At 60.2% G+C, this 14312-nt stretch carries 9 protein-coding genes, 1 pseudogene and 1 riboswitch; of the genes and pseudogenes, 7 read left to right on the top strand and 3 right to left on the bottom strand.

Annotation, left to right across the window (positions count from 1 at the left end; all coding sequences use genetic code 11):
• Nucleotides 1–3: 3 nt before the first annotated feature.
• Together NCR98_RS04885 and NCR98_RS04880 are read right to left on the bottom strand one after the other, a co-directional pair.
• Nucleotides 4–2160 carry a YadA family autotransporter adhesin gene (locus tag NCR98_RS04885; RefSeq protein WP_250525655.1) on the bottom strand — a complete coding sequence of 719 codons (2157 nt, stop codon included), beginning with the start codon at nucleotides 2158–2160 and terminating at the stop codon, nucleotides 4–6.
• Nucleotides 2161–3141: 981 nt separating this feature from the next.
• Complete coding sequence (locus tag NCR98_RS04880) at nucleotides 3142–4080, bottom strand: EamA family transporter (protein WP_250525654.1); 939 nt, start codon at nucleotides 4078–4080, stop codon at nucleotides 3142–3144.
• Nucleotides 4081–4381: 301 nt separating this feature from the next.
• Nucleotides 4382–4521, top strand: a riboswitch (TPP riboswitch).
• A gap of 177 nt (nucleotides 4522–4698) precedes the next feature.
• On the opposite strand from NCR98_RS04880, the gene thiC reads away from it, so the two are divergent.
• The 6 genes from thiC (at nucleotide 4699) to NCR98_RS04850 (ending at nucleotide 11732) form a co-directional block, all read left to right on the top strand.
• A complete protein-coding gene (gene thiC, locus NCR98_RS04875; protein WP_250525653.1) occupies nucleotides 4699–6630 on the top strand; it encodes a phosphomethylpyrimidine synthase ThiC in 1932 nt (643 codons plus the stop codon).
• Nucleotides 6631–6850: 220 nt separating this feature from the next.
• Entirely contained in the window at nucleotides 6851–7063 is a 213-nt protein-coding gene (locus NCR98_RS04870; protein WP_244827561.1) for a YMGG-like glycine zipper-containing protein, read from the top strand.
• 207 nt (nucleotides 7064–7270) lie between these two features.
• The gene (locus NCR98_RS04865) at nucleotides 7271–7819 is read left to right on the top strand and encodes a hypothetical protein (protein WP_250525652.1); all 549 of its coding nucleotides are present in this window, start codon (nucleotides 7271–7273) and stop codon (nucleotides 7817–7819) included.
• 643 nt (nucleotides 7820–8462) lie between these two features.
• On the top strand, nucleotides 8463–10064 hold the full coding sequence (locus NCR98_RS04860; protein ID WP_250525651.1) for an L-lactate permease: 1602 nt from the start codon (nucleotides 8463–8465) through the stop codon (nucleotides 10062–10064).
• A gap of 97 nt (nucleotides 10065–10161) precedes the next feature.
• On the top strand, nucleotides 10162–11088 hold the full coding sequence (locus NCR98_RS04855) for a DMT family transporter (RefSeq protein ID WP_250525650.1): 927 nt from the start codon (nucleotides 10162–10164) through the stop codon (nucleotides 11086–11088).
• A 119-nt stretch (nucleotides 11089–11207) separates the two neighbouring features.
• Nucleotides 11208–11732: a hypothetical protein gene (locus NCR98_RS04850; protein WP_250525649.1), complete on the top strand. Its 525-nt coding sequence runs from the start codon at nucleotides 11208–11210 to the stop codon at nucleotides 11730–11732.
• 44 nt (nucleotides 11733–11776) lie between these two features.
• Here NCR98_RS04850 and arfB read toward each other — a convergent pair whose 3' ends face one another.
• Nucleotides 11777–12184, bottom strand: coding sequence for an alternative ribosome rescue aminoacyl-tRNA hydrolase ArfB (gene arfB, locus NCR98_RS04845; protein WP_250464280.1), 408 nt, complete (start codon nucleotides 12182–12184; stop codon nucleotides 11777–11779).
• A gap of 212 nt (nucleotides 12185–12396) precedes the next feature.
• Between arfB and NCR98_RS04840 the strand changes: the two are divergent.
• A pseudogene (locus NCR98_RS04840) lies at nucleotides 12397–14202 on the top strand (FUSC family protein); the annotation flags it as partial.
• Nucleotides 14203–14312: the final 110 nt, after the last annotated feature.

Genomic DNA, 14312 nt, shown 5'->3' with positions numbered 1-14312 from the left:
CGCTTACCAGCGATAACCCGCCTGCGCCTTGAGCGCAACTGGGCCGCCGCTCGCCGACGAAACGGCCACGCCGACATTCAGGTTCGTCGTCGCTTGATACGCTGCCGCAACGCCGACAGCAGTCGAGGTGCCGTAATTCCCGACAGCTGCGCCCACCCATTTTTCACCGGTATTGAGCATCGGAATGCTCGGAATAGCCAGGGTCGACGCGGCTGCCCGGTCGCTGTAATGCTTCATCTCGTTCTTGGCGTCCGCGACGGCTCGATCGGTATATACGTTCGCGCCGGCAATCGCGTTGTCGGTGTACGAGTCTGCCTGCTTCACTGCACTGGTCACTGCGCCATTCAGTTGATCGACATTCACCGCATCCGTTCCCTGCGTACCGGTGGCGACATTCGTAATTTGACGCGCGCTTTCAGCTGAGCCCACTGAAACAGTGTTCACGCGGTCCGCTACCGAGTTGGCGCCGAGGGCGATAGACCCGTCTGCGCTTGCATGAGCGTTCGCGCCTACTGCCAAAGAATGTGCAGCACTTGCGATGGCAACTTCTGACGAATCGCCATCAGCTGCAAAGAAGGAGCTTGAGCCGCCCGACAGTGCGACGACGGGTGCCGCGCCTACATTCGAAGTTGCGCCGACGAGCGACGGCGTGCCGACTTCGGACACATCGGCGCTTGCGTGCAAAGGCGCGCCAACGAAGGTTGCTCTCACGCCACCCTGCATAGCCGAGATGTTCGCTGTGTTTTGTGCAACCTGAGCGCTTACCGCGTTCAACTGCGACATATTAACAGCGTCGGTGTCGCCGACTCCACTTGCAACACCAATGATTCGCCTGCTATAGCCAAAGTCGCCGCCGACACTGACCACGTTGTCCAGGCCGTAATCGTTAGAGTTTGCCCCCAGCGCAACTGAATTGACTCCATACGATTGCGCGCCGGAGCCCAACGCAAGTGACTTGATGTTTTGAGCGTATGAGCCATTCCCGAAGGCGGCACTTTGCTCCCCTTCAGATCTGCTAAAACCGCCCGCGGCAACGCTATACCATCCCGAAGCATTCGATTCGGCACCAAGGGCTAACGTGAACTTGTCAGTAGCTTGCGCGCTACCCCCGAGCGCCACCGCACTGAACTTCAGTGCCTTCGCTTCGTTGCCGAGGGCAACTGCATAACTGTCAGCGCCCACTGCACTGCCGCCGATCACCACCATGTTGTTGCCGCTAACGTTTATATAGCGCCCGATCGCGATACTGCTGTCCCCGGTTACTTGAGTCCGCGTGCCCAAGGCAATCGAATTAGGGCTATTCGCCTGCGCACTCCAACCCGTCGCGATCGCGCCATATGCGCCGGCGTAGGAACCTTCGCCAATCGCAATTGGGGCATCGCTACTGCCAGCGGATGCGTGATTCCCTAACACGGTACTGCTACCCGACCCGGATGCTCCGTTGCCAACAACCAAGCTGCTACTCGACCCGGATGCGCCAATCCCAACTACCAAGCTCCTATCAAGCGCACGTGCATTGGTTCCGAGCGCCGTACTATAACTATCGGCATAGGAACCAGCGCCAAGCGCAGTCGCACTATAGTCCCCACCCCAGGCATTCGTACCGATAGCGACACCGTTTAAACTCGCCCGGGCGTTCGCTCCGATTGCCGTTGCATCGGCATAGCTGGCATTCGCATGGGGCCCAATAGCGACGCTATATTGTTTCGCGCTCGAACTTGCTCCAATCGCAACGGCCGCGAGATCACCCGAGTAACCGTCCGCAGTCGATGACACCTGTGCGCCGTTTCCAATAAGAACGCTACCTGTAACATCGTTGTATTGATTGTTCCCGATCATCGTTGCGCTGGCTTTGGCTACATTGCTATCGCCAATCACCGTCGCCGTGGCATTTACCGTATTGTTATCGCCGTAAATATTCGTTCCATCGCGCGATACCCCGGATGCCAACGAGTCGCCCCAACCCGTCACCGTCCCTGCGAATGCGCTTGACGTTGCCATCGCTGCCAAGCTGGTAAGCACCGCCAGCGTTACTGGTTTGAACCGAAAAGCATGAAATTTCATATATAATGGTCGTACAAGAAAGACAAGTTGTGATGCGTAATTGCGCTGCGTTAGATTCCCGGCCAAGGTTCGTCTAACGTAGTTTTTTGTAGGCACGATAGTCGTCGTTAAATTCCTCCTTTATTGCTGTGCCGATGCTCGGACCGTTGTTAATAGAAACGCGGCGATAGCGGATTGGCTGCATTGGTTTGGATAGAGATGCACCGATGACCCAAAAACTCCGCCAAAAATCAAGCAATTCGTTTTTATTCCTGTTGTTATCTCGTATTAAAAATCATCTATATGCCTTGAATGGCGTTTTAAGCTCAACCGACTTCAGAATAGGATGGAGCCAAAGCGGATACCGAGGAATTTTGAAGGTCCTGCTCTTACTCGATTAATCAACCTGCTTCCAAGCACTATAACCAATGCAATTGAAAGCAATGAAGCAACGCTTCAAATTTTTCGAATTTGCTTATTTTTGAGTCTATCGGGACTAGACACGGAGGGGGCCATTGCGCCTTGCATAGCGGACATGCTGCATTATGTCTTCATGAACGCAGCTCCATGCACACGAGTATGTGCTACGTTTTTTAAAAAACAATCGCTCAAAGAAGCTAAATATAAATGTGGATGTGGTCGCTACAGCGCGCCATTCATTCACGTGACATGAGTTATTTTTAGACGCCTGTTGTGTCACGGACGTCGTGTGCAGATACGGGAGAAAGTGTCCGGCAAGCTTTTCATTGGACGCCACCTGATCGCGCTATAACGCGTCGGTAGAGGAAACAGCAGCGTTTTAGCTCAAGCGTCCATCACCTGATATTTCGAGACCATTCGCATTAGCGGCTAACTAGTTGCACTCGTGGCGGTTCGTGTTACGGCGTGCTATGAGAAAGGGGGATGGTGGCTCGGAAGCGCGCGAGATATCTTAGGTAATGAAACTGATGACGTAAGGGACCACGGTGCTCTTTTCAACAAGTCAAGTCAAGCTAGCCCCGATTCCTATCTACGATAGTTGCTATCTTTTTAAGAAGCGTCGGGCGGCGATTCAGTTCTATTCGAAAGCCCTTGCCTACAAGGGCCAGATTCCTGCGCTCAAACCAACCCCCGCCGCCGATAATCAAACCAAAACGACAACGCAACGCTCATCAAAATCACGACCGTGGCAACAACCGTCCACTGCGTGATGATTTCCCCAAGCAACAAAGCGCCCAATAAAACCGCGACGACCGGATTCACGTAAAGACAACTCGTCGCGACAATCGTGCTCGTGTTCCGTATGAGAAAGTTATAAGCGACATACGCGGCCATCGATCCGATTACGACGAGATACAAGAACGAAAACCCCGCGCCCATGCTCACTTGGCCAAGGCGCTCGCCTGACACGAACGCGATGACAGTCGCGATAAGCCCGCCAAGCCCGATCTGCAACGCAGTCGACATCAGCAGATCGGAAGGCTGCGAAAGACGGCTTGCCAAATGCGCCCCGCCCGCCCAAAAAATTGCCGCGCACAAGATGGCAAGCGTGCCGACGGTCGAGCTCGGCGAGGGATCGCCATGATTGAGCAACACGATACCCAAGAGACCCAGCGCCACCGCAAACCATTCGCCCTTCGCCACACTGCGCCCGGCAAGCGCGGTGAAGATCGTCGCGAAGAGCGGCACGGTAGCCACCATCACGGCAGCCGTGCCGGTTCCCACCGTGCGCATGCCGTAAGCCATCATCCCGCTCGACAAACCTTCGAGCAAAGTCCCGACGATCGCTGCATTACGTACTTCACGCGCCGTCGGCCACACCGCCTTGCGATGCACGGCAATCACGAAGAGACCGACGCCAGCGCACAGGTTACGCAGGCCGCCGAGCATGAGCGGCGGAAACGATTCGAGCGCCAGGTGAATGCCGAGATACGTCGATCCCCACACGAGATAAACGACGGCCAACGCGAGCGCGACGCGTCCCTTGAGGCTGCGAGGAGCGCGAAACGGAAAGCGGTCGGGAAAACCGAGCGGCAGACGCGGAGGTACGGCAGACATGCATTACTCCGCGAAGCGCGCCCGGATCGGGGCAAGAGACTTGCAATGGGGACTGCCGCCAATCGACCGAACGGGGCATGAGCTTGAAGAACGCGCGCGCCAGGTGACGAACGAGGCGGGACTGACGATGGACGGCATGACGGAGCGAAAGAAGTGCGGAAGCGACAGGCGGGGCGACTGCTGACGACATCCGGGTAAGTACCGAAAATCGCGCGCTCGCCATTATGCAGTAAGCGCCTGCGCTTCAGCGCAAACTTCGCGAACGGTTGCCAAGATGCCACGCCACGATGTATGGTGACGCCTGCTAACGCGGGGGTCCTGCGTTGCACATCGCGATTCGTCCGGCTGCGTCGACTGAATGGCCCGTGCAATGTGGGTGAGAAATACCCTTTGAACCTGATCTGGATAATGCCAGCGCAGGGAAGCGTTCGGGCCTCGGCGCACGGTATCTCTCTCACGCGCCACGTCTTCTCGGGCCCGCACCTTTCCATCTCGTTCCTCCCTGTCTAGCTCCTGAATCAGCCGAGCTCGCCGGCGTTCGTTTGTTCGTCGTTCATTCGATCGCCCGCGTGCTCGCTGTCAATTACCGTCCCTGCGACTGAAAAGGAGAAACAGCACATGAATGCGAATCCCAAGTTCCTGTCCGAAAACGCCATCGTCGATGCAGCCGCCATCGCGCCGCTGCCCAACTCGCGCAAGGTCTACGTGACGGGTTCGACGCCCGACATCCGCGTGCCGATGCGCGAGATCACGCAGTCCGACACGCCCGACAGTTTCGGCGGCGAAAAGAATCCGCCGGTGTACGTGTACGACACGTCCGGCCCCTACTCCGATCCGGACGCGAAGATCGACATCCGCTCCGGTTTGCCCGCGTTGCGCGCCGGCTGGATCGAAGCGCGCGGCGACACCGAGGAACTCGCGGGTCTTTCGAGCGAATTCGGCCGCGAGCGCGCCGCCGATCCGAAAACGGCCGAGCTGCGCTTCCCGGATCTGCATCGTCATCCGCGACGCGCGACGCCCGGCAAGAACGTGTCGCAGATGCATTACGCGCGGCAGGGCATCGTCACGCCGGAGATGGAATACATCGCCATTCGCGAGAATCAGCGCCGCGCCGAATACCTCGAAAGCCTCAAGACGAGCGGTCCGAACGGCGAAAAGCTCGCCGCGATGATGGGCCGTCAGCATCCCGGCCAGTCGTTCGGCGCGGTGCCTTTCGACAAGGACGCCCTGAAGGCCATCACGCCCGAGTTCGTACGCGATGAAGTGGCGCGCGGCCGCGCGATCATCCCCGCGAACATCAATCACCCGGAAAGCGAGCCGATGATCATCGGGCGCAACTTCCTCGTGAAGATCAACGCGAACATCGGCAATTCGGCGGTGAGTTCGTCGATCGGCGAGGAAGTCGACAAGATGACCTGGGCGATCCGCTGGGGCGGCGACACGGTGATGGACTTGTCCACGGGCAAGCACATTCACGAGACGCGCGAGTGGATCATCCGCAATTCGCCGGTGCCGATCGGCACGGTGCCGATCTATCAGGCGCTCGAAAAGGTCAACGGCAAGGCCGAAGACCTGACCTGGGAAATCTTTCGCGACACGCTCGTCGAGCAAGCCGAGCAAGGCGTCGATTACTTCACCATTCACGCGGGCGTGCGCCTGCAATACGTGCCGCTGACGGCCAACCGCATGACGGGTATCGTCTCGCGCGGCGGCTCGATCATGGCGAAATGGTGTCTCGCGCATCATCGGGAAAGCTTTATCTACGAGCACTTCGAAGACATCTGCGAGATCATGAAGCAGTACGACGTCTCGTTCTCGCTCGGCGACGGCCTGCGTCCCGGCTCCATCTACGACGCGAACGACGAAGCCCAGCTCGGTGAACTGAAGACGCTCGGCGAACTCACGCAGATCGCGTGGAAGCACGACGTGCAAGTGATGATCGAAGGCCCCGGCCATGTGCCGATGCAGCTCATCAAGGAGAACATGGACCTGCAGCTGGAATGGTGCGACGAGGCGCCCTTCTACACGCTCGGGCCGCTCACCACCGACATCGCGCCGGGCTACGATCACATCACCTCGGGCATCGGCGCGGCGATGATCGGCTGGTTCGGCACCGCCATGCTTTGCTACGTCACGCCGAAGGAGCATCTCGGACTTCCGAACAAGGACGACGTGAAGACCGGCATCATCACGTACAAGCTCGCGGCGCACGCGGCCGATCTGGCGAAGGGTCATCCAGGCGCGCAGGTGCGCGACAACGCGCTATCCAAGGCACGCTTCGAGTTTCGCTGGGAAGACCAGTTCAACCTCGGCCTCGATCCCGACAAGGCGCGCGAGTTTCACGACGAAACCTTGCCGAAGGATTCCGCCAAGGTCGCGCATTTCTGCTCGATGTGCGGCCCGCACTTCTGCTCGATGAAGATCACGCAGGACGTGCGCGACTTCGCGGCCAAGCAAGGCGTCTCCGAAAGCGATGCGCTCGCCAAGGGCATGCAGACCAAGGCCATCGAGTTCGTGAAGAAGGGCGCGGAGATTTATCAGCCGACCTGAAGCAAACGCTGACTGTACGCAACGGCCTGTGCTTCCTTGCAGGCCGTTTTTGCATGGCGCGCGCGTGCACCGTTTCGGGCATCTTTCCTGCTGATAAACGAACGAACCGGCGAAAAAAACGTTGCGGCGTCCGTCGATGAAAGCCAGATCGTGATCGAACGGCAGGACGCGTGGGCAAAGCCGCGGCCGTTTCATTGATCAATCGTTCTGGAGAGTCGACATGAAAATCATCAAACAAATCGGCGCCGCAGCAGTGGTCGTTTCCCTTCTCGCCGGACTCACGGCCTGCGACAACATGACGACGCGTCAACGCGATACGGCCGTTGGCGCTGGTGTTGGCGCCGCGGGTGGGGCCGTGATCGGCGGAAGCGCGTTATCGACGTTGGGGGGCGCGGCAGTAGGCGGGGTTATCGGAAATCAAGTCGGGAAGTAAGCGGGCGATCCACCGTAATATTATGCGGCAAGCAGCGATGCTTGCCGCCGCTTCGATCGAGGGCTGTTTCAGGATTGATACACGCCGAGGTTTGTTAGCGGACGCGCGACGCGCACGCCGCAACGATCGAGTAAGCTCCTTCTTAACGGACCCTTCCTCGCAATCGCATAGGTAGAGTCCGGCAAGCCGCAAGCAAGGAGCAGCATCATGATTTCCCCGCGCATCATCTTCGGTTACAGGGCAGCGGCCGTTTCGCTTGCTGCCGGATTGCTTCTCGGCGGATGCTACCTGCCGTATCCCGACTACCCCGCTTATTACTATCCGCCGGTTCCCGCTGCCTACACGCAACGTGAGTTCGCGTTACCGGCGCAAGGTGCTTCGGGCGTCAGTGCCGCGAACGCGCCGTCGCAAGCTCAGTACGCAGTGGCCGCGCCGACAGTCGACTACTCGACGATCTATACGAGCACGCCGTATGCGCCGGCTTATCCCTATCCTTACTCGTACGCACCTTATCCCGCTTACGCCGCTTATCCCGCATATGCTGCTTACCCCGGTTATTACGGCTACGGTTATCCGTCGGTGTCGATCGGCTTCGGCTACTGGGGCGGCGGCGGATGTTGCTGGGGACGCGGCTATGGCGGCGGCGGATGGCATGGCGGCGGTGGTGGATGGCACGGCGGTGGCGGCGGATGGCACGGCGGCGGTGGCAGTTGGCAAGGCGGCGGTGGACATGGCGGTGGCGGCCATGGCCATTGAATAATGAAACCCCACGCTCGAATGCGGCGTCGATGTCGCACTCTGCGCCGCTATTACCGACAAAAGTAACAACTCTGAAACATTTTCCGGCAATGTAGACGCAATTCGCTTGCCTTGCCACTCTGTACGATCGGTCACTTTCCTTATCCGACAAGGCCCTGGCGGATTACGCCGGTGCTTTGGCACGATTATCGCTAAATAGTATCCCTACTTATCGGACCGCACGGGTGTCAGCCCAAGCGCTACCTATCGTTCTCGGGGATTGGACATGATGGCCTTCGCTTTTTTCCTGCTGTGGATGGTCGCATCCCTTGGGCTGCTCGCGCTCTGGGTGTTTCGCCAAGTGCCGGCATCGCGTCTTGATTCCAGCGCGGCACAACGAACAACGGCTACTCCAGCGACCGTCGAGAGCTGAGCGCCGCATCCCGCGAAACGCGTGACCAAGCGTCCGAACGGAGCAGATGCGTCACGTCCCTTTCCGCTTCCATCCGGCATCCTTACGCCAATATTCAAGCCTTGACGAGGGCCATCCTCGCCCTATTCTTAGTGAGCGCGTTATGCGGTTGCTTAAAGTCTTCGATACCACTCGAACCAGCAGCGAAGACCGCAGCATCCATCCAAGAATAGAGACACAGGAGACCCGATGTTCCATCAGATCCTCAAGCCTATCGCGGGTTCGCTCGCGCTCTCCTTTATCGTTGCCGCGTTGCCTATCATCGTCGTACTCGTCATGCTCGGCTGGGCGCGCCGTCCCGCGTGGCAGGCTTCGCTTGCGGGACTGATCGTCGCGTTGATCATCGCGATGGTGGGCTGGCACTTCCCGGTTGGACTCGCGCTCGACTCCATCGCGGCCGGCGCCGTGTTCGCGCTCTGGCCGGTGATGTGGATCGTGTTCTCCGCGATCCTGCTCTACAACGTCGCGCAACGCTCGGGACGCTTCGAAGCGTTTCGCGTGTGGATGATCGACAACCTGCCGAACGACCGGCGCATCGTGCTCGTGGTCATCGGCTTTTCGTTCGGCGCATTGCTCGAAGGCATCTCGGGCTTCGGCACGCCGATCGCCATCACGAGTTCGCTCTTGATCCTGCTCGGCTTTCCGACGCTCGAAGCGCTCACGTTCACGCTGATCTTCAACACGGCGCCAGTCGCGTTCGGCGCGCTCGGCGTACCGATCACCGTGCTCGGCGCGGTCACGCACTTGCCCACCGATGCGCTCGCCAAGATGGTCGGCCGCCAGTTGCCGTTCTTCGCGTTCTTCCTGCCGTTCTATGTTATCGGTATCTACGCGGGCTTTCGCAACATGCTGCGCGTGTGGCCCGTGCTGCTCGTCTCGGGCGGCGCGTTCGCGTTGACGCAGTATGTCACGTCGAACTACATCAGCTATTCGCTCACCGATGTCCTCTCCTCGCTCGTCTCGCTGATCCTCACCATAGCGTTCCTGCGCGTCTGGAAGCCCGCGCCCGACGAACGCTTCGCGGTGAACGTCGATCGCCTTGCCAACGCGCGCGGCAACGTCTCGGCCGCTCAGGGATGGATGCCGTGGATCGTCGTCTCGGTCGTGGTGATCGTCTGGACGGTAGCCAAGATCTTCCTCATCGGCGACGTGAAGGTCCCGTGGCCGGGGCTCGACAAGGCGGTCTACATCACGCTCTACAATCAGCCCTACGGCGCGATCTGGGACTTCCAGCCGCTCGCCACCGGCACGGCGATTCTCGTGGCGGCCATCATCACCGCGCTCCTGGTGAAGTTGCCGGCAAGCGAGTTCGGCCACGCTATCGTCGATACCTGGGTGCAAACGCGCATTGCCATCTTCACGGTGGCGACCATCGTCGGGCTCGCGTATCTCATGAACTACTCGGGCATGAACTACACGCTCGGACTCGGGGTGGCCTCGGTCGGGCCGTTCTTCCCGCTCGTGTCGGCCTTTCTCGGCTGGGTGGCGGTGTTTCTCTCAGGCAGCGATACCTCGGGCAACGCGCTCTTCGGCAACCTTCAGGTGGTCGCCGCTCATCAACTCAATCTCAATCCTGTGCTGATGGCCGCGACCAATTCGTCCGGCGGCGTGATGGGCAAGATGATCTCGCCGCAAAACATTTCGACGGGCGTCGCCACGACCGAACTCAAGGGCAAGGAAGGACTCGTCTTCGCGCGCACCTTCAAGCATTCGATTCTGCTCACCATCATTCTCGGCATTCTCGTGTGGCTGCAGCAGAACGTGTTGACGTGGATGATTCCGCCACATTGATTGTTCCTTGCGGTCTCATCGGCGCGATGACCAGCGGCGCGCGGCGCGGTGCTAACATGCGCGGACTTTTCCTTGGAACACTGAAGTCCGCATCGTCATGTCACCCGTCAATTTGTTGCAACTCGTCTGTCTCGCCGCGCTCTGGGGCGCGTCGTTTCTCTTTATCCGCGTGGGCGTCGCCGAGTTCGGCGTCGCGCCGCTCATGGCCTTGCGCGTCGGCATCGGCGCCGTGTTTCTCGTCGCCATGCTGCTCGGCCGCCGCCAGTTTTCGAGCAGTCTCGCGATCATGCGCAAGCGTGCGCTACCGCTACTCATCGTCGGCATTCTCAATTCGGCCGCGCCGTTCTGCCTCTTCGCTTATGCGGAGCTGACGCTTTCGGCTGGCGCCACATCCGTCATCAATGCGACGACGCCGCTGTGGGGCGCGCTCGTCGCCTATCTCTGGCTGAAGGACCGCCTCACGACCTTGCGCACGATCGGCACGGCGATCGGTTTCGCGGGGGTGCTGCTGCTCGTGTGGAATCAGATAGAAGGCTCGCCCGGATCGGCGGGATCGGGCGCGGCGGGCGTGTTGGCGGCGGCCGCGGCGCTCGCGGCATCGGCGCTATATGGTGTTGCGGGCAACTTCGCGAAAAAGTATCTGATGGACGTCGATGCCATGACCAACGCCGCGGGCAGCATGATCGGCGCGACGCTCGTGCTCGCGCCTATCGCCTTCGTCACGTGGCCCGCCGCGCCGGTCTCCGCGCCTGCATGGGCGGCGGTGCTCGCGCTGGGCGTGGGTTGCACGGGTATCGCGTACTTCATCTACTACCATCTGGTCGCGGTCGTCGGTCCCGCGCGCGCGATGACCGTCACTTTCGTCATTCCGCTCTTCGGCATTCTGTGGGGCGCGTTGTTTCTGCATGAGCGGGTGTCGCTCGTCATGCTCGAAGGCTGTGCCGTCGTCCTTGCGGGCACCGCGCTCGCCACCGGCGCGATCAAGCGCCTGCCGTTTTCAGGACGCCGCAAGCTCGTAGGCTGAACTAGACTGCAAACAGCGCAGCCGCTGCCGCAGTGCGAGATTCATCGAATTGTTCGGATGCGCGTTGCATTTCGTGCAACGCGCCGGCATGCGCATCCATGCGTTTCCTGGAGCAGACCATGCACGACTTTTTCGCGAAGGCCAGGCACGAATTGATGAAGATGCTGCCGCCCACCTTGTTCTTCTTCGTCGTGCTGCACGTGGTGATGGTCGTGCACGCGCTCATGGTGAAAGGCGCCGGCCTGTCGATTCCCGCGTCGGCATCCGTGCTCGTCGCCTCGCTCATTCTCGGCAAGGCGGTTCTATTCGCCGATATGCTTCCGTTCATCAATCGCTATCCCGAGCGTCCGCTCATCTGGAATGCGGGATGGAAAACCGTCATTTACACGCTCGTCGCGCTGGTGCTCCATTACCTGGAGCGCTTGTTCGAGTTCTGGAAAGAGACGCATAGTCTTGCGGCCGCGCACCAGGACTTGCTGGACCATCTGAACTGGCCGCAATTCTGGGCCGTGCAGATTCTGCTCGTCACGCTCGTCTTCAACTATTGCGTCTTCGCGGAACTCGCGCGCGTGCTCGGACGCGGCAGGCTTAAGACGATCATGCTCGGGCCGCTCGATGTATCGCCCGCGGAGCAGCACGGCTGACGCGCCGCTTCAACTCCCGCCCGAATCCCGCTTGAATCTCCGCTTCAGTCGCCGTGCACCGGCCCGCGCCCGGCCTTGATCGCCCCGCGCCTGACCTTGCCTTCGACGCGCCGCACTTGCGAACCGCGCGTTGGCTTGGTCGCGATGCGCTTGCGGCGCACGATGCTCACGCTGCGAATCAGCTCGTCGAGCCGCGCGAGCGCCGCCGCGCGATTCATGTCCTGCGTCCGATATTCCTGCGCCTTGATGACGACCACGCCATCGCGCGTCACGCGGCTATCCGACAGCGCGAGCAGCCGCGCCTTGATGTGCTCCGGCAACGACGATGCGCGGATGTCGAAGCGCAGATGAATGGCGCTCGATACCTTATTGACGTTCTGCCCGCCCGCACCCTGCGCGCGCACGGCCGTCAGCTCGATCTCGTGCGGCGGCACGGCGATGCTGTCGCTCATCGGTGGGCTCCCTTGAAGATGTGTTCGGCGCTTTTCACGTGAGCATAACAAAGGCCGCGAGGCGCCGAAAAGCTGGCCATTCGGCCGAGTTCCGAACGAAGCGCAAGTGAGTTATAAGTGCATGACAAGTGCGATAGACTCAACCCGCCTGACCGCCTGGGTCCGGAGCGTGCTTCGCCCGTGGTCATAACGAGCGTCAAACCAGGAAGTCGATGCGCTATTCGTTCGAAATCAGGAAGTTCATTTACAGCCAGTATTTCTTCGGCGGCTTGCGGATCGCTCTGGGCGTGTCGCTGCCCGCCGTGCTCATGCTCATCGTGTTTCACAATCGCGAGCTGGGCTTCACCATCGCGACGGGCGCGCTTGGCGCGTGTGTCGTCGACATGCCGGGTCCGCTCAAATACAAGCACAACGAGATGCTCGCGTGCACGGTGATCGGCTTCTTCTCGGCGCTCGCCACGGGCATTGCGACGGCGCATCCGTTGACGCTATGGCTCACGGTCGTGCCGCTCACCTTCGTGCTCTCGCTGATCGTCGTCTATGGCAACCGCTGGCCGCAGATCAGCTTCGCCACGCTCTTCATGATGGTCGTCACGCTGGAAGAGCACTTCACGCCGATGCAGGCGCTCGTCAACGCGTCGTGGATCTTGCTGGGCGGCCTCTGGTACACGTACTGGGCCACGCTCGTGAGCCGGCTGCTCGTGTATCGCATCGAACAGCAGGCGCTGGCGCAGAGCATCTTCAGTTGCGCGGAGTATTTGCAGGCGCGCGCCGAGTTTTACGACAACGACGCCGATCTCGACGAATGCTACCGAAAGCTCATCGAAAAGCAGATTGCGGCGGTGGAGCAACAGGAAGCCGCGCGCGACATCGTGCTGCGCAATCTGCCGAAAGTAAAAAGCCGCAAGCTCGACGCGCGGCGCGCGCGGCTTTTCAATCTGTTCATCAACGTGGTGGATCTGCACGAGTTCTTCGTCGGCGCGCATACGGACTATCCGCTCGTGCGCAAGACGTTCGCGGGCTCGGACGTGCTGATCTTTTATCGCGACCTGATGCGCAAGGCGAGCGCGGATCTCGAAGAAATCGGCTTGGCCGTATTGCAGAACAGTTCCGCGCCCAGGCAGATCAGCATGAAGGCGGAGCTGCGCGCTATCGAGTACGAACTCGAACTCATGCGCAAGCACGGCATGCCCGAGAAGAACGCCGAAGCCTACGCGGCCGCGGCGGCGGTGTTCCGCCGTTTGTGGAGCGCCACGCGCCTGATCGACAAGATGCGCCGCCGCACGCGCGATGACGCGAGCCTGATCGAAACCGAAGTGCAGATCGACCATGCGTTGTCGCGTTTCATATCGAGCCGGCGCGTGCCGTTCATGCAGATTTTCTCGAATCTCACGATGGCCTCGCCGAGCTTCCGGCACGCGCTTCGGGTCACGATCGCGGTGGGCATCGGCTTTTGGCTGGGACGGCTCTTGCCGCTCACGAACGCGTACTGGATCGTGATGACCACGGTCATCATTCTGAAGCCTGGCTATTCGCTCACAAAGCAGCGCAACACGCAGCGGATCATCGGCACGGCGATAGGCTGCGCGCTGACCATCGCGCTGATTCTGCTCGTGAAGGAGCCGCACATTCTGCTCATCGTGATGTTCGCGTCGATGGTGATGAGCTACAGCCTGCTGCTCTTCAACTATGCGGCGAGCGTGGTGTTCACGTCGTCGTATGTGCTCTTGATGTTTCATCTGCTCGCGCCGGGAAGCATGCGGCTGATCGGCGAACGGGCTATCGATACGGTGGTCGGTTGCGCGATTGCAATCGCGGCGAGCCATCTGTTCCCGTATTGGGAATATCGGCTGATGGGCAAGCTCGTGAAGGATCTGCTTGGCGCGACGCGCAATTATCTCGAGGCGAGTTGGTGGTGGAAGGCCAAGAGCGCGAGCGCGGGGCAAGCGGAGAGTAAAGCGCGTGGCGGTGCGGGTGCGGGTGCGGGTGCGGGTGCGGGTGCGGGTGCGGGTGCGAGCACCCGCCCCCAAGATTAGATTTCACCCGCCCCCGTTGCCACCGCCACCGCGACACACAACCTAGACGACCCCCCCCTATCGACCAACCTGATAGCGAAACAATCCCCCAA

The organism is Caballeronia sp. GAWG2-1, from assembly GCF_023631405.1.
Taxonomy (GTDB): Bacteria; Pseudomonadota; Gammaproteobacteria; order Burkholderiales; family Burkholderiaceae; genus Caballeronia.
This window is presented reverse-complemented; position numbering and strand designations above follow the sequence as displayed.

Coding starts and splice junctions, on each gene's coding strand:
- NCR98_RS04855 (WP_250525650.1), top strand. CDS start 10,162: ATGTCACCCGTCAATTTGTTGCAACTCGTCTGTCTCGCCGCGCTCTGG.
- NCR98_RS04860 (WP_250525651.1), top strand. CDS start 8,463: ATGTTCCATCAGATCCTCAAGCCTATCGCGGGTTCGCTCGCGCTCTCC.
- NCR98_RS04870 (WP_244827561.1), top strand. CDS start 6,851: ATGAAAATCATCAAACAAATCGGCGCCGCAGCAGTGGTCGTTTCCCTT.
- arfB (WP_250464280.1), bottom strand. CDS start 12,184: ATGAGCGACAGCATCGCCGTGCCGCCGCACGAGATCGAGCTGACGGCC.
- thiC (WP_250525653.1), top strand. CDS start 4,699: ATGAATGCGAATCCCAAGTTCCTGTCCGAAAACGCCATCGTCGATGCA.
- NCR98_RS04865 (WP_250525652.1), top strand. CDS start 7,271: ATGATTTCCCCGCGCATCATCTTCGGTTACAGGGCAGCGGCCGTTTCG.
- NCR98_RS04850 (WP_250525649.1), top strand. CDS start 11,208: ATGCACGACTTTTTCGCGAAGGCCAGGCACGAATTGATGAAGATGCTG.
- NCR98_RS04880 (WP_250525654.1), bottom strand. CDS start 4,080: ATGTCTGCCGTACCTCCGCGTCTGCCGCTCGGTTTTCCCGACCGCTTT.